The sequence below is a fragment of the Pseudomonas kitaguniensis genome (assembly GCF_009296165.1).
In the GTDB taxonomy this organism is placed as follows: Bacteria; Pseudomonadota; Gammaproteobacteria; order Pseudomonadales; family Pseudomonadaceae; genus Aquipseudomonas; species Aquipseudomonas kitaguniensis.
In genome coordinates, this window is the sequence record NZ_VUAZ01000003.1 from 40,378 (window position 1) to 60,286 (window position 19,909).

Consider the following 19,909-nt stretch of genomic DNA (forward strand, 5'->3'; position numbering starts at 1 on the left):
GCTAGAGCTTGATGCTCCACCGTAACTGCCTCACCGGTCGCCCGTCCGGTCCCGAGGTGTGTTATGACCTTCCAACTGATTGCTTTGCCCGATGTACGCACACTGGCCGCCGCCCTGCGCGCCAAGTTGCGCCGCGAGCCTGTGGGGTTTTCGCCTACCCGCTCGACCTTTGCTGCACCCTCCCCTCAAGTACGCCCGGCGCCTCCGCTGGCGCACTGGCGCGCCTGCCCTGTCAGCGGCCAATTGCTGCAGCAGTGGGAACACGCCGACCCTCAAGACCCGCAGAGACCGAAGGTTTCCACGCGGGCTCAAGCAGGCCTGATGCTCGGTGTTTACCTGAGCCATCGCGCCGCCTGAACCGTCTGGAAACATCAACTTGCGCATAACCGTTCTGGCGTTCTTTATGAACACGGCCAGTAGTATCCCGCTGCGCGTTAGTTAATTAACGCCTGCGTGGCGGGCACTGTAGAAGTTAAGTAACTCTCTTATTTAAACCGATCGCAAAGTTTGCGGCTCGGCATGCTTTCGCTCGCCTGTCATCAGGTAAGTACCGGGCATGTTTTGTCGTGAATTGGCGACAGGAGTACACACAATGAGCGCCGTAAAAAACACGCCTCTGCACACCAAAAATGGCACCGACACTGCACTCTCGATGCGTGCCGCGCGTGAAGCCCGCAACGGCCTCTCGGCCACCCTCGCCAACGTGCGGGCCACGCAGGATGGCCTGACCGAGCTGGACGCCAGCGCACGCCTGCAACGCGAAGGCTATAACGAGGTGGCGCATGACAAGCCGCCGCACGCCATCGTGCAGTTCCTGCAGGCACTCAACAACCCGTTCATCTACGTGTTGCTGACCTTGGCCGGCATCAGCTTTGTCACCGACTACTGGCTGCCATTGCAGGCCGGTGAAGACGTCGACCTGACCAAAGTCATCATTATCATGACCATGGTGCTGCTCAGCAGCCTGCTGCGTTTTTGGCAGGAACACCGCTCCGCCAAATCCGCCGAAGCCCTAAAAGCCATGGTGCGCACCACCGCCACCGTGCTGCGTCGCGAGCAAGTCGGCGCCGCACCGACCCTGCGCGAAGTGCCAATGCGTGACTTGGTGGCCGGCGATATTGTGCAGTTGTCTGCCGGCGACATGATCCCGGCCGACATTCGCCTGATCGAATCGCGCGATCTGTTCATCAGCCAGGCCGTGCTGACCGGCGAAGCGTTGCCGGTCGAAAAATACGACACACTCGGCGACGTCACACAGAAATCTGCCAGCTCATTGGCGGTCGACCAGGGCAACCTGCTGGACCTGCAGAATATCTGCTTCATGGGCACCAACGTGGTCAGCGGCCGGGCCAAGGCCGTGGTGGTTGCCACGGGGCCACGCACCTACTTTGGCTCGTTGGCCAAAGCGATTGTCGGCTCACGGGTGCAAACCGCGTTCGATCGCGGGGTGAACAGTGTCAGTTGGTTGCTGATTCGCTTCATGCTGGTGATGGTGCCCATCGTGTTCCTGCTCAATGGCTTCTCCAAAGGTGACTGGGGCGATGCCTTCCTGTTTGCCCTGGCGGTTGCCGTCGGCCTGACCCCGGAAATGCTGCCGATGATCGTCAGCGCCAACCTGGCCAAGGGCGCCACGGCCATGGCCAAGCGCAAAGTGGTGGTTAAACGCCTCAATGCGATCCAGAACTTCGGTTCGATGGACGTGCTGTGCACCGACAAGACCGGCACCCTGACGCAGGACAAAATCATCCTCGAACACCACGTCAATGCGGCGGGTCAGCGCGATGACGCGGTGCTGTCGCTGGCGTGGCTGAACAGCTTTCACCAGAGCGGCATGAAAAACCTGATGGACCAGGCCGTGTTGCAGTTCTCGGAACAAAATCCGAAGTTCAAGGTGCCGTTTGCCTACAGCAAGGTCGACGAACTGCCGTTCGACTTTGTGCGCCGTCGCCTGTCGATCGTGGTCAAGGACGCCGCTGGCGATCAACTGCTGGTGTGCAAGGGCGCGGTGGAAGAGATGCTGAGCATTTCCACCCACGTGATGGAAGCCGGCGAAGCGTTGCCGCTGGATGATCGCCGCCGTGAAGCGCTGCTGGCACTCGCCAATGACTACAACGAAGACGGCTTCCGTGTGCTGGTGGTGGCGACGCGCAACATTCCCAACGCACTGGCGCGCCAGCAATACACCACGGCCGATGAGCGCAACCTGGTCATCCAGGGCTTCCTGACCTTCCTTGATCCACCCAAGGAAACCGCAGGCCCGGCGATTGCGGCACTGCAGCAAATCGGCGTGGCGGTCAAAGTGCTGACCGGCGACAACGCCGTGGTCACCCGCACTATCTGCCGCCAGGTCGGCCTCGACCCAGGCCAGCCACTGCTGGGCGTTGAAATCGAAGCAATGGACGACGCGACCCTGCTGCGCCGTGTGGAAGAACGCACGGTGTTTGCCAAGCTCACGCCGTTGCAAAAATCGCGGGTGCTCAAAGCGCTGCAAGCCAATGGTCACACGGTCGGCTTCCTCGGCGACGGCATCAACGATGCACCGGCGCTGCGCGATGCCGACGTGGGCATTTCGGTCGACAGCGGCACGGACATCGCCAAGGAGTCGGCCGACATCATCCTGCTGGAAAAGAGCCTGATGGTGCTGGAAGAAGGTGTGCTCAAGGGCCGCGAAACCTTCGGCAACATCATGAAGTACCTGAACATGACCGCCAGCTCCAACTTCGGCAACGTGTTCTCGGTGCTGGTAGCCAGTGCATTCATTCCCTTCATGCCGATGCTGGCGATTCACTTGTTGCTGCAAAACCTGATGTACGACATCTCCCAGCTCGCGTTGCCGTGGGACAAGATGGACAAGGAATACCTGGCCAAGCCGCGCAAGTGGGACGCGAAGAACATCGGCCGCTTCATGATCTGGATCGGGCCAACTTCGTCGATCTTCGACATCACCACCTTTGCGCTGATGTGGTACGTGTTCTCGGCCAACAGCGTGGAGATGCAGACCCTGTTCCAGTCCGGCTGGTTTATCGAGGGGCTGCTTTCGCAAACCCTCGTGGTGCATATGTTGCGCACGCGCAAGATCCCGTTCTTCCAGAGCACCGCCGCCTGGCCGGTGTTGATGATGACGTGCGTGGTGATCGCACTGGGCATCTACGTGCCGTTTTCGCCGCTGGGCACACTGGTGGGCCTGCAGCCGCTGCCGCTGGCGTACTTCCCATGGCTGGTCGGCACCCTGCTCGCTTACTGCTGCGTCGCCCAACTGATGAAAACGATCTACATCCGCCGCTTCAAGCAGTGGTACTGATCACCCCCGCCGTTTAAACGGTGGCGGTCGCCCGGCCGCCACCGCGCAATAAAAGGAACGCCCGCATGCGCGTCTTGATCTGTGCAGGTCGTCATTACGCCGACAGCAAAAAATCCCGCCAAGTACTGGACGCCTACCACCGCCTGCGCCCGGTGCAGGTATTGATACACGGCGGCAACCAGTTCCTCGGCAGTGACATTGAGGAATGGGCGCGAGAAATCGGCATCGACGTGGTGCGCTACCCGCCCAACTGGCAACGCCACGGCAAGCAGGCGGAACGCCAGCGCAACCATTTCATGCTCACCGACAGCCGCCCCGATGTGGTCATCGCCCTGCCGGGTGGTGACGACACTTCACAACTGATCTGCCAGGCAAAAGCCTGCGGCATTTCGGTGCTCACCGTAGAAAGCTGACTTCAAGCGAGGTGCATCATGCACAAAAAAACCAACCCAAAGCGGCAGGACGGGTTCGCCAAATACCGTGCGCGTCACTATCGCGGCGCTCGCCATACCCTGCTGTTGTTGCCACCGGCCAAGCGCCGCGCACTGCAGCGTAACCTGACCTTTATCGGCGTAACCCTGGGCCTTGTTTTGCTGATTGCGCTGTGTTCAAAGGCCCACGCGGCTGGCGGTGCTTATGCCGTCGACGACGGCGCGGTGAACGCGCCGGGAGAATGCAACATTGACGTTTGGTACACCGCCGACCGGCACGCAGGCCGTGTGCATAGCCAAACCCTCAACCCCGCCTGCACGTTCAGCGCACTGCCTGCCGTGCAATGGAGCGCGGCGCTGTCTCGTGCCAGCGACACCGGCGATGCCCAGAGCCAGGTCAGCCCGCAAGTCAAGGCGCAGGTTTGGTCACGGCAAGATTTGGGCCTGCAAATGGCGGTGTCGGCAACCGGTCATATTGCCGTCGACCGCGCGCATGCGTTCGACGGCGCGGACTTCAACATTCCGCTGACCTGGCAACCGGTAGAAGCGCTGCGCCTTAACCTCAATGGCGGCTGGGCGCATGCATATGACGGCGGCGAGCAAAACCATCGCCTGACATGGGGCACCGGCTTCGAATATCAGTTGGCGGACACGCTGACGCTGATCGCTGAGCGTTACGGCCAGGCAGGCGGCGACCAAGCGTGGCAAGCCGGGCCGCGATTGCACGTGGGCAAACTGATCGACGTAGACCTAATCGTCGGGCAAAGCCTCAGCGGTGACCGCAACCAATGGCTGACCACCGGCGCCACCGTGCGGTTCTAAGCGTTAGTTGGCATGACTGCCAGGCAAGCACGCTCTATGATGGCCCCACCGCGCCATTCAGAGAGCACGCACGTGAACCGCATTGAACAAATCAGGTTGATGGCCGAGTACAACCAGTGGATGAACCGCAAGGTTTATGCGGCCGCCTGCACGCTGACAGACGGTGAGTTGGCAGCCGATCGACAGGCATTTTTCGGCTCGATTCTCGGCACGCTGAATCATCTGGCGCTAGGCGATACTGTCTGGCTGAAGCGCTTTGCCGAGCACCCGGCAGGTTTTCAAGCATTGACGCCATTAAGCGCGGTCGCAACGCCTCGCGACCTCAAGGCGTTGGCGTTTGCTGACATTCGTGAGCTGTCGGCCCATCGCGCCTGGCTCGATCAACTCATCATCGACTGGGCGCAAAGCCTGCGCGAACCGGACCTGGATCACCGCCTCACGTACCACAACATGCGCGGCGTTGGGACCAACAAGCCGTTCTTCGGCTTGTTGGTGCATTTTTTCAACCACCAGACCCATCATCGCGGCCAGGTAACCACGCTGTTGAGTCAGGCCGGAGTGGATGTAGGCGATACCGACCTGCTGGCGCTGATCGACTGAACTTATTTGACCTTGCTGCTCAACGTGTCGATGCTTCGCTTGAGGTCACTAATCGTACGGTTCTGATCACTGACATCGCTTTTCAGGCGGGACAGTTCACTGGAGCTGGAACTCGAATTGGAATTTGATTTGCTTTTCAAGTCTTCCACTTCGCTTTTCAGCTTGTCGATGGTGCTCTTCTGATCTGCAACCGTACGCTTCAGGTCCGACAATTGACTGTCACTGGCGCTTGAGCTTGACCCGTCCTTACGCTTGAACTCGTCGAAATAGCGCGCCTGCTCTTGCAGCTTGCTGTTCAAGCGCAGCAACTCCTGGTGATCACTTTTCTGGCCGTCCAGCAGCTTTTCAAGATCGCCCACGCTAAACGCGGTGGTAGACAACACGCGCTTCGCGCCCTCTGATGAACTGGTCGTGAGCTTATCGCCACTGCCTGGTCCGAAACTTCCCCACTGCACCTCACTTCCCGCCTGCGCCGTATTTACCCCTGTGGCGACCAACAGCCCGATTACGCCTGCAGCAATCATCCAAGAAGGCTTGCGAACACTGAGCATCAACTGATTCCTTTCCATAATGCCGGGATGGCATATCGCTATGACTGCGATTACCAGACCTTGTTCCCGCGCCTCCAGGATGTTTCGCAACAGACTAAAAATCGCCTGTAGATCACTGATCTACCGGGCTTTTTCAGGCAAGCTTTTGTACAAGAAAGGCACCCTGTGACCTTGCATCGAAGCGCCCAGGTCTATATATTCCCAACCCTGCTACACCGCGCTACCGCCCGAATGGCGAAACTGGTAGACGCATGGGACTTAAAATCCCCCGCTCGTAAGGGCGTCCCGGTTCGATTCCGGGTTCGGGCACCATACATATCAAGGGCTTGCATGATGAATTTCATGCAGGCTCTTATCTTTTCCGCTTCGCAATTTCCAAGCTTGCTCCGCAATTCCCATCTCCGGCGTCCTGCCGACCGAATACAAACTCCCCAACTAACGCCGACTGCTAAGCTGTTCACTCAACCAGAGGAACACCGATGCCTAACTCAGACCTAATGCCCTCCCTTCTCTCCAAGCTCTACGAAAACCAGCTGGCTCTCGAATCCGCGATCATGGAGATTTCAAACTGGGTCGAGCAGCGCGGCTCAGCCGAAGTTTCCGAAAACGTGCGCGGCGCACTGCACACCATCGACGCTAATGAGGACTTCGTAAAGCTGACCTTGGCAGTGTTGATGGCGCCTGATTAAGACAGCACTGCAGCTCGTCGCCTCGAATAGCGCCATGCCCCAACCTCGATTACTGTGCATGCATACAGTATTCGGAATAGCCACCATGGACATTATTGACGAAGACACCTTCGGGTGGCTCGGGCTTCCTACGCCTCTCGAAATGTACAAGCAGCATTGCCTGTTGCTTGAAAACGAGATACGGGAATTGAACTCGCATCTGCGAAAAGCGCGAGCAGACGTTTTCTGCATCAGCCAGACGCTGCTGGAAACTCAGGCTAAGAACGCTGAGTTTTCTGGATACCTACGGGAAAGAGGTGCCGAAGCGGCGGTTATGCGCAAACAGTTAGAAGAGCTCACCACAGCGAACAGAATAGGCAAGCGAGAATTGGACGAACTGCGCAGGATCGTAAATGAAATGAGGCCTCGCCCAACCACGATTGTCTAAGCTCAATTCAACATTGAGGAATAACCATGTGTGGAAGACTGACGCAGTACCGGGGAATTCACGACTTCGTTGCGGCGCTGAGCATGCCCAATGCTCTGGCGAACTCTGTGGGCGAATTGCCCCTAGAGCGCTACAACGTCGCCCCCACAACTCAGGTCGCACTGCTCCACATCCAGGGCGAGCTGCTACTGGCCGATCCGGTGCGCTGGGGTTGGAGGCCGCATTGGGCCAAAGACCGCGCCGCGCCGATAAACGCGCGCGTCGAGAAGGTTGCTCACGGTCCATTCTTCCGGGCGATATGGCCGCATCGGGCAATCACGCCAATCGATAACTGGTTTGAGTGGGTGGATGAAGGCGGACCGAAAAAGCAGCCCTACCTGATCCGACGGCGGGATGGCGCACCATCACTGTGCGCAGCCATTGGTCAACTGCCTGACTCCGATGAGGGGCCGGGCGAACATGACGGCTTCGTGATCATCACCGCCGACAGCGCAGGTGGAATGGTGGACGTGCACGACCGGCGACCCGTTGTGCTGACGCCGGAATTGGCGCGTGAATGGCTTGACCCGGCCACACCCAAAGAGCGAGCCGAGCAGATGGTTCTGCACCAAGGCGAACCGTCAGAGGTCTTCGAGTGGTTCAAGGTCGACACAGCCGTTGGCAATGTGCGGAACAAAGGGCCGGAGTTAATTCAGCCCATCACTGCGCAGTAGCCCTGAAGTAAGCCTGGCAAGCTCGGAACGAGGACGCGGCAGAGCCTGGAATAATTTGCGCCGGCTTTTGCGCGCCGCTGTCCAGGGCTCCTGTTCCATCTTCTTTACATGGATTGAGGGCATTTTTTCATGCCCTCCGATGCAAAAGTCCAGGCACCCACTGGCTACCAGCTCATGATCGCCAACTCGCCAGTCACAGCGGCAGATGCCTTCCTCGGGTTGGCCGTGGTGTAACGAATATCCATCGCCTCCACGCGAAACCCCTCAAACACCCGCCGAATATCTGGGTGATCATTGATGCTCACCATTACCTTGCCTTCGCAGCTGCGCATGAACTCTGCCATGCGCTCGTATTCCTCGAAACCAAACTGGCCACCATACCCAGCGGTCTGCCAGTAAGGTGGGTCCATGTAATGGAAGGTGTGCGGCCGGTCGTATTTAACTGCGCACTTGAGCCAGGGAAGGTTTTCAACGTACGTGCCAGAAAGCCGTTGCCAAGCCTCTGACAAGTTTTCCTCGATCCGAAGAAGGTTGATAGGTCGGCCCGTGGTCGCAGTGCCGAAGGTTTGCCCGGTGGTTTTGGCGCCGAAGGCGTGCTGCTGGAGATAAAAGAACCGCGCAGCCCTCTGTATGTCCGTCAGTGTTTCCGGCACAGCCATTTTCTGCCACTCGAAGATTTGCCGCGAGCTGAGCGCCCACTTGAACTGGCGAATGAATTCCTCGAGGTGGTGTTGGACGACACGGTACAGGTTAATCAGGTCGCCATTCAGGTCGTTAAGCACCTCGACTTTGGCGGGCTGCTCGCGCTTGAAGTACAGCGCCGCGCCGCCAGCGAAAGCCTCAACGTAGCATTCGTGATCAGGGAACAGCGAAAGCAGGCGTTTCGAAAGGCGGCGCTTGCCGCCCATCCATGGAACGATTGGGTTTGTCATTTGCAATCCTTTGCAATGGGCTTTGGTGGTGGTTCCTATTTGCAGCTGATCGTCCGTAGCTGATCAAGCCGCGTTGTAAAGCTATGGCTCATCATTTAGAGGCGAATACCCCAAGTCTGGTTAGCGATAATCGTCATCTCTTACCGTCTGTCGTCGATCACTCAAGTGAATGGCTATCCGCGCTGATACAGATAATGGTCCAGAAATTTCTGGGGTTCAGGACAATCCATTAACGGTAGGCGCTTTATGAACCTTTTGCGTAACACTAAACTCGGGCCCAGGATGGTCACCGCCTTCGCAGCGTGTGCTGTAATTACTTTACTTGTAGGGTTGGTAGGTCGATCGGGGATAAATACGCTTAGCGATAGCCTTGACGGTGTTATATCTAACAACCTCGTATCAGTATACAAAACAAGCAACGCTCGGGCAAACGCTATTGCCCACTACCGGGACATACATCGTGCCCTTTTGTTAAAATACACTAAAGCACCAGCCTCTCAATACAACGATACTGTAAAGTCCATAACAGATAACCAGAAAGAGGTAGAACAGCTTTTCAATGAGTATCGTCAGACACCGCTTGCTGACGATGAGAGAGCGGCCGGAGACAAATTCGAAAAAGACTGGCCAACTTACATTCGCATTTCAGATCAAATAATTTCTCTAATAACCCAGGGGAATCTTGATGGCGCTGCGGAGCTTCTGGACAAAGAAGGAGTGACTGCTTATAACACTGTAAATGATGAATTAAAAATTATCGTAAAATCAAATAACGACCAGACTGGCCAAGCGGCCGAAAGCGCAACACGCTCAGTATCCCAAGCTATTTGGAGCTTGGGCATTGGTGTCGTAATAGCTTTCATTGCAGCCATAATGCTAGGTATTTTGATCACGCGCTCTATCACCAGGCCACTTTCCAGCGCGCTTAAGAGTGCAGAGCAAATAGCCGATAGAGATCTGTCAAGGGTAGTAATAGTTGACGGGCGTGATGAGGTCAGCGATTTGATGGTCGCCCTTTCCAAGATGCAGAAAAATTTAAAAGATACTGTAACAGAAATCGGAAGCGCAGCAGATCAACTAGCATCAGCATCTGAAGAGTTGAATGCAGTTACTGAAGAGAGCTCGCGAGGTCTGCTACGACAAAACGATGAGATTCAGCAAGCTGCTACTGCGGTTAACGAAATGACCGCAGCCGTTGAGGAAGTCGCTCGCAACGCGACGGGCGCTTCCGAAGCCTCGGAGCAGGCAAGTCGTAATGCTATTGAAGGACGAGATCAAGTTAGAAATGCAGTAACCTCTGTCACCGCAATGGCAGATGAGATCTCTAGCTCTACAGAAAAAGTAGAAAATTTGTCGAATCGTATAAGTGAAATCACGAAGATTCTTGATGTAATAAGGGCCATCGCGGAGCAAACAAATTTGCTAGCCCTTAATGCTGCTATTGAAGCGGCCCGAGCGGGGGAGCAAGGAAGGGGCTTTGCTGTAGTGGCAGATGAGGTACGTGCTCTTGCTCACCGCACTCAAGCATCCACTACAGACATCGAATCTATGATGAAGCAGGTCAGAACCGGTGCTGACGAAGCAGTGATGGCAATGGTCAAGAGCAAGCATTTAGCATCAAAAACTCAAGCGGAGGCCATCGAAGCAGGTAACGCTCTTAATCGCATTACTGACGGAGTATCAATTATCAATGAAAAAAACATGGTTATTGCCAGCGCTGCTGAAGAGCAAGCTCAGGTAGCGAGGGAGGTAGATAGAAATCTGGTGAACATTCAAGACCTCTCAACTCAGACAGCAACTGGAGCGCACCAGACCAATGCATCAAGCTCTGAACTGTCCAGGCTTGCAAGCTCATTTGGAGTGCTTATAGGAACTTTTAAAATCTAGATTTTTTTTAGTTCTCTAGCCGTGTAGTTATTTTTTTGGAAAGCCCATTTTTTCCAATAGCTTAGGTACGAGGTATTTATTACTCGCTACCTTGGCAAGAGATGGTAGCAATCAGTTCATTATCGTTGTTTTGCTGCGCGTGGCGCAGCATTTCAACCTGATGCTGAATCTGACCATGGCGCGAGATCTATCAGTCAATCGCATGGTCGTAGACCGCGACAAACTCACCAGATAATCGCTGCAACGTTTGCCATCAGCGCCAAATCAAACCCACCAAGCTCAAGGGCGTCATGCCAGCACTGCCAGCGCTTTGTCGTACAGCGACCGGCGATCTGCCAGGCCGTTGATGCCGCCATTGATTCGGCGTGTAATTTTTACGAACTCCCCTTCGTCAGCGATGGTATTCAGCCCTCGCGTCGACCAGAACCAAGCCGCCGACATCGCAGCATGCTGCGGCTGCTCGAGCAGTTCCGGGTGATTGACCAAGTCCAGACCCATCGCTTCGCCGCAAGCGGCGTAATTGGCGCGCCCGGTGATCTGGATCAGGCCACGGCCACGGTACTTGGAGCCGTCACCCTTTACGGTATTGCCCAAGTCCTCCCGGCCCTCGTATCCAAGCTGCTGGGCGGTTGGCCCCCAAATTTCCCGCACGTAACGCAACTGGCCAGACTCGTGGCCGATCTGCGCAATGAACGCCGACGCGCGCGCCGTTCCCACAATCGCGTAACGGTTCATTGCCGCGTTTAGAGCGGATACAAAAACGCCGGCTTGGCGGCCGGCGTTCGGGAGGATCTGCAGCAACTGCTGCTCGGTGATCGGCATGGCTTTCTCCAGGCGAAAAAAAACCGCTCGGCGGCGGGTGTTAGTGCAAACGCTGGCTCTACTGTGGAGCCTCGGGCCACTCAATGGCCTGCGGGTAACCGGGCTGATCGGGCAGGCGGTTGAGTGCAACACGAAACTTCTTCCAGGATGTCAGCAGTGCCAAATCTGCAGCAGTCGCGTCGTCAACATCGACCGCGTCCTGCAAAGGCGCGATTGCGTGGTCAGCGGCCGCGCGCAAACGATTGATCTCAGCGTGCGCCTCCCCCATCGGATCGGCGGCCGGCGGCGGAACGACAATCGCCTCTAAGTCCGGCACCAGGATATGCAGCGTGATCATTGTTTTCAGGTCGTACGCTTCGCCATCCATCGTGACAGTGATGGTCAACAGCCCATCGTCGAAGGACGTATCGACCAGCGCCTGGCTTTCCGACGGGTGCAGTGAAAAGCCCCAACCCTGATCCAGTGGCGGAAACGGCACCATGCCCAGGGAGCCCGTCACGCAGTAAACACCCACATCTTTGCGGTAACTGCCAACATCGATGCCGCCAAGTGAGGTCAGGTCGTACATCGCGCCCGTAGAACCCACGATATTGATTGCTGCTCTTGCCATGATTTAGATCGCCTTAAGGGTGCCGTCTTGGGCACGGGTGGTGTTGCCGTCGTGGTAGATCTTGCGCCACGGGTCGCCGCCGCCGTTGCCGGCAATAGTGCGGAACATGAGGTTCATGCTGCCGCCGGTAACGACTTGGGCTACCAGGTCCATCGCACAGTTCTGGTAAGGATACTGAGCCCTGATACCCGCCCAGTACGCACCGCCGGAAGGGACTACCGTTGTGCTGTCGCCGTAATTGATGAAGTGGCTGCCTTGCTCAATGAAAGCTGAGTTGCCGACCATGGGCGCCGGTGCGCTAACGTCCTGAACATTGCCTGCGGCACTGCCAATGGTTTTGAGTGCGGCGCTGCCGAGCCCCAAGCTTGTGCGCGCTGCAGGCACCGAGGTTGCGCCGGTGCCGCCGCTGGTAACGGGTACCACGCTCATGCTGGCCACCGGGCCAAGCCCTGCCAGTGTCGCGCCCCACTGCTGCACCATCTGGTTGACCGCATCGGCCAGCGCCTTGGGATAGCCGTTTACGGGCACGATGCCGTAGGTAGCACCGGCGGCGCTCACGCCACGGTAATTGGGGGAAATCGATACCGACGTATCGCTCACCGGGTTGGTTACCTGATAGATGCCGCTGTCAGGACCAACAAACATATCGCCCGGTCGGCAATTAGAAAACTTTGTACCGGCTCCGGTTACTACGGCGCTGCCGTTGGTAACGGTGACCGTCCCTTCTGTGTACCAAGAAGCCATATGTTTCTCCAGGCAAAAAAATACCCGCATCGCGGGTTATGTAAGTTGTTTAGTGAAACAAGCATCAGGTGCCGGGCAGCCGGGCAAATACTGCGCCGGGCGATCCCATGTCTGACCATGCGCCTTGCGCTGTTATCCCGAACACTTGCAAGCAGCGCTCAGCATGGCTGAATCTAACTCCTATCTGAGTCCATCCAACTACCTGAGGTGTAAGTAGCCCTCTAGAAAAAGGATTTATCATAAAGTACTCGTCAGACAGCAAGGGGGCCGTTAGCGCGTTTCTCCAGTAGTAGCCATTAGTGATAGCGTTGATCACTACCCGCCCTTGGAATGACCAGGAATGGCTGGCACGACTGAATAGAACCGGCACGGCGCCGGAATCATAAATAAGGCTTCGGTCGGCGGCCCACATTCTCATTCCGTAAGTGTCTGTGCTTTTTGACGCAAACACGGCGGCGAACCACTTTCCATTCGGCCGCATATCTGTTTGTAGTGAGACTATCTGGAATCCCGTCCAGGCTCCAGCGGAGCCCAGTATGGTCATACTCGTATAAAGGTCGCCCGGATTCGACTCGCTGTTCCTTAGGAAAATGCAGGGAGGCTCTAGAGTAGTTATCGCTGCCGGGAAATAAACGTTAATGGCGTACGCTGTAGCGGCGTACACGCCGCTATAAATAACGCACAGTCTAGGCGTCTCGGAATCTATCTGCACGAAGCCGCTGTCGTTTATAGCTTTGAGGCCGTAACTCAATTTTTATACCTCATTACAAGCAGTCTAAACTTCATAAGACTTCTCCAGTTCCCCGGCTCCCCCGGATTCTTGCCTCTAATTGTGACGACTTCAGGCGCTACGGACATGTAGGGAAGCGCGCTCGACGAGTTGTCACCTGCTGCCGGTTCCGTGGGTAAAATTACGGCGACGCAAGTATCTGCGCTAAATCCGGGTATATTAACGGTTATAACGAGAGTAGAGGTCAAATCATAAAGCGCATTATGAATTACCTGATAAGTAAAACTATCTGTATCCATCTGGAGGGCGCTGTTCGCCCCCCATACTCGAACACCAAAACTCATTAGGAAAGCCTCCCCGCCATAAGCCTGAGGACCTCATTCAAATCGAACACAGCCAGACCGTCGTTGTTCAGCACGGAAGATCCGCCAGTGCCAGCACTACGAACAGTAAACGTACCTGCCGGTATGTTGATTTCGAGAAGTGGCCGGCCTTTTGAGTCGACAGCAGGCGATCGCAGCACCATGCCCAGAATGATTTCCTGAACAAACGCCTTGCTGATGATCGCTGTGTTGAAAACCGCCTGACCGTTCTCGATGACAAACATCGGAACAACCTTGCCGTCGATCTCGTTAACGACAGCCATCCGTTGAGCCATGATCAGGAACTCTGATTGCTCGCCGTTGGTGCCGAAGGCCAGGCCTGTGGTGACTTTTCGCCCATCTACGATTGTTTGAGCCTTCAGGGTGACCTGAGACGATACCCTCCCGTCGAGCCCAACGAGGGTTTGGCTGACCTGCTGCACTGACGCGCTGGTTTGGCCGATGCTGGATTGCAGTGTTTCGGACGTCTTGGCCTGCGCTTCGTTGGCCGTCGCCTGCACCCTCTTCTCAGCAACGAATGTGGCCGTGGAATCCCACGCCTTGACAGCGCTGGCCAGCTCGCCGGCGCCGTCGTCACCGCGCACCGAGGCGCGCAGCGTGTCATTGCTCGACGCCATTGAGGTGATCTTGCCGTCCAGGTTGATGACCTTCGTATCGAGCCCCGAGATCGCAATGCCTTGCCCGGTAATTACCTGAGCCTGGCCCGCGATGGTGCCTCCTTGCACATCAACCTTGTCCGAAGTGGTCTTGAGGTCGCTCTTGAGCTGCGTCACCTGAGTGGCCGCTGTTTCTCGGTTGGTTGCCACCACCTGCTCCAAAACAGTCAGCGACGACCTGTTGTCACCAATCTGAGCCCCGAGCGTTAGGAGCTGCTGGGCCGTGGTGAGAGTTTCAGACGCCCGCGTTTTGCGCTCAACCGCCAGATCGGCCGTGGAGTTCCACCCCTTCACCGCATCGGCCAGGTCGCCAGCGCCATCATCACCGCGAGCAGCAGAGCGCAGTGCCTCAACAGACGAGGCTGTCGAAACAACCTTGCCGTCGATTTCCTCGATCTTGGTTTCGATGATCCGCACCTGGGAGGCCAGCGCGTTGGCGGTCTCCAAGATTGTGCCGATGTCGGTCCAGTAAGCGGCGTCCGGCGGCGTGGCACCGCCGGGCACCGCTACTTTGGCCTGATACAAGCGTTGATCCAGGCGAACGATGTCACCCTTCGCATAAGCCTTAGCAGGGTCGTACGCCAAGGCATCGCTCACCTGTTTGATCAGTTCCTCCAGTTCCTGCTTGGCCTCCTCCAGGCGATCATTTACAGAGCCTGGACCGTCGCCGGAAATCAGCTCGATTTCTTCGCGCAGACTCTGATACAGCGCGCCCTTGCCGATCTTGTCGGCGAAGTACTTCTCGTACTCGCTCTGGTCCGAACTGGCTTGGCCGTTGACCGCGCCAGGCACAGGGAAGAACGGGCCTATGTTACCGGTGCGGTCCACGAGGCGCGCCCAAAAGAACAGGCTCGCCCCGGCCAGCAGCGCATGCATCTCGTGCTTGGCCTGCGGGTAGCTGAAGTCGCTCAGCTTGATCGCAGTGGTGAGGTCGGCTGATTGGCTATACCAGATCTCCGTGCGCTCGGTATCCTCGGCGCCCGGCGGGAATCCCCACTGAATGCCGATGCCATAGACCAAGCTGGTTGTGGTCAAGAACGACACCGCCGGCGGCAAACCGGTTTTGCCTTCCAGGTTGGTCAGGATGGAGTTTTTCCAAACCGACGAAATGTCGAAGGCACTGACTGCGCGCACCCGGGCCAGGTATGCGCCCGAATAGATGCCTGTAACGTCTACGCTCGTCGAGCCTGTACGCTGAATCTTGATCCAGTTACCGCTGTCCTTGCGCCACTCCACGTCATAAGCGATAGCGCCGCTCACGGCGGGCCACGAAATGTTCATGGTGCTGATGGCAATGCCCTGATTCACGGCGTAGCTCGACGTCAGCGTAACGCTTGCCGGTGCTGGAACGACCGTTATCGGGATAACACTGATCGGCCGCTCTTCCAGGCGCGCGCCGGTATCGATGTGCGCAAACTTGCTCGGGTCGTATTGCACGGCCGAGATTTCGAAAACACCAGGCTCTGGTCTCGCCACGCTCACAACGCGGTACAGGGGGATAGCCAAGTCATCAGCATCCAGCGCCCAGACCAGCTCACGCTCCGGCGCCACCGAGTAGGCCACCGTAACAGTGACCTGCCGGCCGCTAACCATTTGCACGGTACGCCCCTCGCACTTGCCATCGGGCAGGTTGAGGATCAGCCGGTCGCCGGGCTTGGCCTGGGTATCGCGATCCAAGGTGATGACTTTTCCATTTACCGCCGAAATGCGACCGCCCACAGGCCGCCCAGCGAGCAGTTCGTCGGCGATTGGGATTACGTAGCCTGGCAACGGAATGCGTCCGTCCAGCCCAACCTTAAACGTCACCGCCCGATCCTTGGAGTTTGTGAGCAGCGCCCATTTGCCCCGGCGCTGAGCCTCGGATTCGCGGGTGCAGCCGATAGCGCTGATCTCGAGTGGGTTATCGCCGTATCGGCGCTGCAACTTCTGGTCGGTGACGGCCGTTACATCGGTGTCGTAGTTATTCAGCGGGTTGTCGTAGCTGACCAGTGCGCGCGTATAGCGGGTGCGCTCCGATGCGCTCGAGTAGGTGAACGGCTGCTTTCCTTCCTTGATCACATTCGCCCCGGTGTAAGCGAAGTCGAAGTCGGTGGCGCGCGGCATGTCCGACAGGGTGAAAACCTGGCCTTGAGCCCAGTAAGTCATGCCACGGTAGATCGCCGAGATGTCACGCAGCAGAGACCAAGCGTCAGCCTTGCTTTGCAGGTTCAGGTTGCAGATAAAGCGCGGCTCTTGACCACCCTTCCCGTCCGGCACCATCTGGTCGCAGTACTGCGAGATCCGGTAGAGCTCCCACTTGTCCACCATCCACGGCTTGATGCGCCGGCCGAGGCCGAAACGGTCGTTTGTGGTGATGCCAAGCGTTGCCCACGTTGGGTTGTTGGTGTACGCCTCTTTGAAGGTGCCATCCCATACGCCTGTGTAAGTGCGAGAGGACGGATCGTAGTTGCTCGGCACCAACCATTTGCGCCCCTTGCAACCGACTGTCACGGCTGGAATGCTGCGGAATTGCTCTGCTGAAAATTCGATGTATAGCAAAGCGGTGTTCGGGTAACGGATCTTGGCGTCGATGACTTCCGAGAAACCAGCAATCTGCATCGTGTCGGAGATTTTGTTGTTGTTCTGGTTGATCGTCAGTCGCGTGATGCGCATCAACCAACCGGTGGTTGCCTTGGGCAGGTCGATACGACGGGTGCGCTCGTACACTGTCGTGGTCTTGCCATCGACAGCCTCACTCAGCACTTGCTGGTAGGCGCCACCGTCAGTGGCTACCTCGACCGTGTATTCGATTCGGTAGCCATTGATATTGCCACTGGCGTCGACCGACTGGAGTGCCGGCCAAGCAAAACGTACGCGTACAGCGGAAAGCTGTGTGTTGTTAAACGCCCGCACCCACGGAGTTCCACTGCGAAGGTCAGTGCCGATCGTGGTTTCGTTATCGACCGACGGGATGCCCTGGATATGAGGCTGGTCGACAGCCCCGGTGCGCCACTCCCACTTCACGTTCGGGAAGTTCATGTTACCTTGCGGGTCTTGCAGCGGCGTGTTGTCGAGATAGATGTCGCGCGCGTCGGCGTGCCTTCAAACTCGCCCTCGCCGATAGCTATGAGCATCTTGGCAACGGCGACAGAGCGCAGACTGTCCGGAGCTTCGGTTGGATTCTTTGGCTTTTCGGAACCGCCTTTGGCGCCGTAGACATCGATCTTGCGTGCTGCGCCCATGCTTTTCTCCAGGCAATAAAAAGCCGCCTCGTGGGCGGCTGCTGTGATTCTGACTTCGATTACATCTGGTCTTCGGCGTAGATGGCGGCACTGATGATTGCGCCACCCCACCGACGCTCCCCGATGCACAGCGGTACTGGGTTGCCGGATGCTGTGGTGTTCTTGGCGCTACCAAAAGCGTAACCGGGGGTGTTCTCTGGTGCGGCGCTGGTCTTGAGCCCGCCAGCCTGAGGGCTGAGCATCTGGATAACGCGCCGGCGACCATTGCGATGCCAACAGGCATCAAAGCCTGAAAGCCAGGGATGAATGAAGCGGCAATAAGAATTGCGCCAACTATAGTTTGAAGAATGCCAGCTCTTTTGCTGCCCGTTATCACCGGGACAATCCGAATAACCCCGCGCCCCTGATAGCCTAGTTCCGCCTCGCCAATATTCCGTTTTCCACGAAACACTGCGAACTCAAGGCCGCGGCTCTTAGCCGAGCTAATATATCTTTCAAGTCCTGGAATCTGGATGCATAGGGCTTTAATTGCCTCTGCGGGGCTGCGAACAGACAGCATGAACTCCTTGCCGAACTTCCGCAGAGGCCCGCCGAGTCGAACCATTTCCATGGGTGAGTACTCAATAACGCTTGCTGACATTGCTTTTCTCCGAGCATAAAAAAACCGCCACTTGGGCGGCCTGGAAATGAATTTGCTTTATAGGCAGTCGCGCACCGACTGTTCAATCGCCGCCCTGCCGACACCTGGCGCCCAGGCCAGCCTCTGATACAGGCTGACGCTGCTGCCTGATGCAGACTTGTTGATTTCCAACAGCTCATCGGTTGTCATGTCGGTGCTCACCGTCAGCCTGTAGCCGCGCTCTGTCTCAAACATGGTCGCGCCGGATCTTGCATCCTGCCAGCGCGGGAATACGCATAGAGCGTATTGCTTCGGTGCTTTGTTCGACGAAGCGCTGATTGTGGCCTTTCCGTTTTTGAGATCACCAGGTGTGGTGCACCCCGCCAGCACCATCATCGCTACCGCCGCTATCAAAATCCGCATGTCGTTCCCTCTTTGATTTGTCGTGACTGCACTGCTATGCAGCTCGCCACCGTAATTATCGCTGATTAATTTCGATTTTTTGCGTCGGATCGGGGCTATATCGTTGGCGCTTCAACTGCGGGTCGCCCTTGGCCATACAGAAGAAATAAATCTCCGCCTCACCGCAGCCGCCGTGCAACGCACACTCACTAGCCTGCATATGATCAAGGAGGATTTCCCGGCCCTGTGATTCGCAGAAAGTGTTTGCCTCTTTCAGCGCCTGACCTTTCGCGGATGCTGGCCCACCGAACGGAACCCGTGTTGAAATTGTGTAAGTGTCCGGTCCGACCTTGATCGGCCCGCTGTCGGTACAACCGGCAAGCAATGCCGCTGTAAAAGCTGCCGCCCAAATTTTCATCGACGCCCCTCCACTGGAATCGGCACTGTACATCGGACCTGTCCAGGCATCCAGCGTGGATGGAATGCCAGTGGCGTAGCGCCAGCGTACAGGAGTAGTTTCTTCCTTCGTCAAATCAAGGATCAGCCATGCTAATCAAAAGTCTCTCTAAAAACTTGCCGCCAGATCCTGACAACAAAGGCTGTGTCCTTGGTTGGGCAGTACTGAGAGAGCGCCCTGCTGTTTGGCACCTGATTGACGTGTATGCGAGCAAACACATAGCTGACGCTGCAGCATCCCACCTCACCAATGAATACGCCGTGAGATATGGCTCTCATAGGCTGGGCACGGATGACTTCAGCGGACTGACGCCGCCTGCCTAACCTCAGCTTTCTCAAAAAGAACTCGACCCGGCCCAGAAGCAACAATGGCCGTAAGCCCAGGCTTGCCAGTGTAGGCGCGGGCGTAGCCATCTTTGCTCTGGCACTTGCCTGAAGACCTCACTCGATCAATCTCGACACCGCCATACAGAATGGCGACCTCGTTTTCAGCTCCAACGACACCGGCATCGGTGATGATGAAGAGGTCGTAAATGGTCAGCATGTAGGTTTGGCTTGGCGGCATGCGGCCCTCCTTCTGCCTTGCGGGCAGCGAAAAATGAATTTAAGGATTTAACTGCTCTACGCCTGAAATCTCTAGGTTCGGAGTTGCGCCAGTCTCGGCGCGTATAAAGCAAGGAAAACAACAATGCTGCTAGGTAAAATTCAATTCCCCTATGTTCTCTTATCATCGAATTTAAATCTTTCCAGCAGATGCCATGAATTCGCGCTGGGTGGAGTTGAGACCGGTCTAGGGGTTAGCACTTTTCGCTCGGAGAGTGACCTCGCAACGATTTTTGAATCTCTGTGCACGGTTTCAACCGATTTTTCTTTGATACAGACAGAGGGCGTAAAATACTCGGGCGACAGACGC

General features: G+C 56.8%; 17 protein-coding genes, 1 tRNA gene and 3 pseudogenes. 11 read left to right on the forward strand and 10 right to left on the reverse strand.

Annotation, left to right across the window (positions count from 1 at the left end; all coding sequences use genetic code 11):
- The first annotated feature begins 63 nt into the window (after positions 1–63).
- From F0169_RS00400 to F0169_RS00420, 5 genes are all read left to right on the forward strand, one after another.
- The gene (locus F0169_RS00400) at positions 64–357 is read left to right on the forward strand and encodes a hypothetical protein (RefSeq protein WP_058414015.1); all 294 of its coding nucleotides are present in this window, start codon (positions 64–66) and stop codon (positions 355–357) included.
- A gap of 235 nt (positions 358–592) precedes the next feature.
- Positions 593–3,301, forward strand: coding sequence for a magnesium-translocating P-type ATPase (mgtA, locus tag F0169_RS00405; protein ID WP_152745099.1), 2,709 nt, complete (start codon positions 593–595; stop codon positions 3,299–3,301).
- A gap of 65 nt (positions 3,302–3,366) precedes the next feature.
- Positions 3,367–3,714 carry a DUF2493 domain-containing protein gene (locus tag F0169_RS00410; RefSeq protein ID WP_058414017.1) on the forward strand — a complete coding sequence of 116 codons (348 nt, stop codon included), beginning with the start codon at positions 3,367–3,369 and terminating at the stop codon, positions 3,712–3,714.
- An 18-nt stretch (positions 3,715–3,732) separates the two neighbouring features.
- Positions 3,733–4,554 carry a hypothetical protein gene (locus tag F0169_RS00415; protein WP_152745100.1) on the forward strand — a complete coding sequence of 274 codons (822 nt, stop codon included), beginning with the start codon at positions 3,733–3,735 and terminating at the stop codon, positions 4,552–4,554.
- 72 nt (positions 4,555–4,626) lie between these two features.
- Positions 4,627–5,154, forward strand: a complete 528-nt coding sequence (locus tag F0169_RS00420; RefSeq protein WP_172979281.1) for a DinB family protein — start codon at positions 4,627–4,629, stop codon at positions 5,152–5,154.
- Positions 5,155–5,156: 2 nt separating this feature from the next.
- On the opposite strand, the gene F0169_RS00425 is transcribed toward F0169_RS00420, so the two are convergent.
- Positions 5,157–5,705, reverse strand: coding sequence for a hypothetical protein (locus F0169_RS00425; RefSeq protein ID WP_152745101.1), 549 nt, complete (start codon positions 5,703–5,705; stop codon positions 5,157–5,159).
- Between the two features lie 225 nt (positions 5,706–5,930).
- On the opposite strand from F0169_RS00425, the gene F0169_RS00430 reads away from it, so the two are divergent.
- From F0169_RS00430 to F0169_RS00445, 4 genes are all read left to right on the forward strand, one after another.
- Positions 5,931–6,017, forward strand: a tRNA-Leu gene (locus F0169_RS00430).
- A gap of 167 nt (positions 6,018–6,184) precedes the next feature.
- On the forward strand, positions 6,185–6,394 hold the full coding sequence (locus F0169_RS00435) for a hypothetical protein (protein WP_058414019.1): 210 nt from the start codon (positions 6,185–6,187) through the stop codon (positions 6,392–6,394).
- Between the two features lie 85 nt (positions 6,395–6,479).
- Positions 6,480–6,821: a hypothetical protein gene (locus tag F0169_RS00440; RefSeq protein WP_152745102.1), complete on the forward strand. Its 342-nt coding sequence runs from the start codon at positions 6,480–6,482 to the stop codon at positions 6,819–6,821.
- Positions 6,822–6,847: 26 nt separating this feature from the next.
- The gene (locus tag F0169_RS00445; protein ID WP_152745103.1) at positions 6,848–7,534 is read left to right on the forward strand and encodes an SOS response-associated peptidase; all 687 of its coding nucleotides are present in this window, start codon (positions 6,848–6,850) and stop codon (positions 7,532–7,534) included.
- A gap of 164 nt (positions 7,535–7,698) precedes the next feature.
- Here the strand turns inward: F0169_RS00445 and F0169_RS00450 are convergent, their stop codons facing one another.
- Positions 7,699–8,466: a DNA adenine methylase gene (locus F0169_RS00450; protein ID WP_058411393.1), complete on the reverse strand. Its 768-nt coding sequence runs from the start codon at positions 8,464–8,466 to the stop codon at positions 7,699–7,701.
- A 246-nt stretch (positions 8,467–8,712) separates the two neighbouring features.
- Here F0169_RS00450 and F0169_RS28220 point away from each other — a divergent pair.
- Positions 8,713–9,498, forward strand: a pseudogene (locus tag F0169_RS28220) (MCP four helix bundle domain-containing protein); the annotation flags it as partial.
- Positions 9,490–10,353 carry a methyl-accepting chemotaxis protein gene (locus tag F0169_RS28225; protein ID WP_425274268.1) on the forward strand — a complete coding sequence of 288 codons (864 nt, stop codon included), beginning with the start codon at positions 9,490–9,492 and terminating at the stop codon, positions 10,351–10,353. The pseudogene F0169_RS28220 and the gene F0169_RS28225, both read left to right, overlap by 9 nt.
- Before the next feature lie 288 nt (positions 10,354–10,641).
- Here F0169_RS28225 and F0169_RS00460 read toward each other — a convergent pair whose 3' ends face one another.
- The 8 genes and pseudogenes from F0169_RS00460 to F0169_RS00500 all read right to left on the reverse strand — a co-directional run bounded on the left by F0169_RS00460 (position 10,642) and on the right by F0169_RS00500 (position 19,561).
- Positions 10,642–11,175 (reverse strand): glycoside hydrolase family 19 protein, encoded by a 534-nt coding sequence (locus F0169_RS00460; protein ID WP_058411395.1) that lies wholly within the window; start codon positions 11,173–11,175, stop codon positions 10,642–10,644.
- A 58-nt stretch (positions 11,176–11,233) separates the two neighbouring features.
- Entirely contained in the window at positions 11,234–11,785 is a 552-nt protein-coding gene (locus tag F0169_RS00465) for a tail fiber assembly protein (RefSeq protein ID WP_152745104.1), read from the reverse strand.
- Positions 11,786–11,788: 3 nt separating this feature from the next.
- Positions 11,789–12,430 carry a hypothetical protein gene (locus F0169_RS27255; RefSeq protein WP_172979282.1) on the reverse strand — a complete coding sequence of 214 codons (642 nt, stop codon included), beginning with the start codon at positions 12,428–12,430 and terminating at the stop codon, positions 11,789–11,791.
- A gap of 1,172 nt (positions 12,431–13,602) precedes the next feature.
- Positions 13,603–17,519, reverse strand: a pseudogene (locus F0169_RS00475) (TipJ family phage tail tip protein).
- A gap of 59 nt (positions 17,520–17,578) precedes the next feature.
- Positions 17,579–18,159 (reverse strand): annotated as a pseudogene (locus F0169_RS00480) (tail assembly protein).
- 57 nt (positions 18,160–18,216) lie between these two features.
- On the reverse strand, positions 18,217–18,561 hold the full coding sequence (locus F0169_RS00485) for a hypothetical protein (protein WP_152745105.1): 345 nt from the start codon (positions 18,559–18,561) through the stop codon (positions 18,217–18,219).
- 55 nt (positions 18,562–18,616) lie between these two features.
- A complete protein-coding gene (locus F0169_RS00490; RefSeq protein WP_241679021.1) occupies positions 18,617–19,072 on the reverse strand; it encodes a hypothetical protein in 456 nt (151 codons plus the stop codon).
- Positions 19,073–19,294: 222 nt separating this feature from the next.
- Positions 19,295–19,561, reverse strand: a complete 267-nt coding sequence (locus F0169_RS00500; RefSeq protein WP_152745107.1) for a hypothetical protein — start codon at positions 19,559–19,561, stop codon at positions 19,295–19,297.
- Between the last annotated feature and the right edge of the window lie 348 nt (positions 19,562–19,909).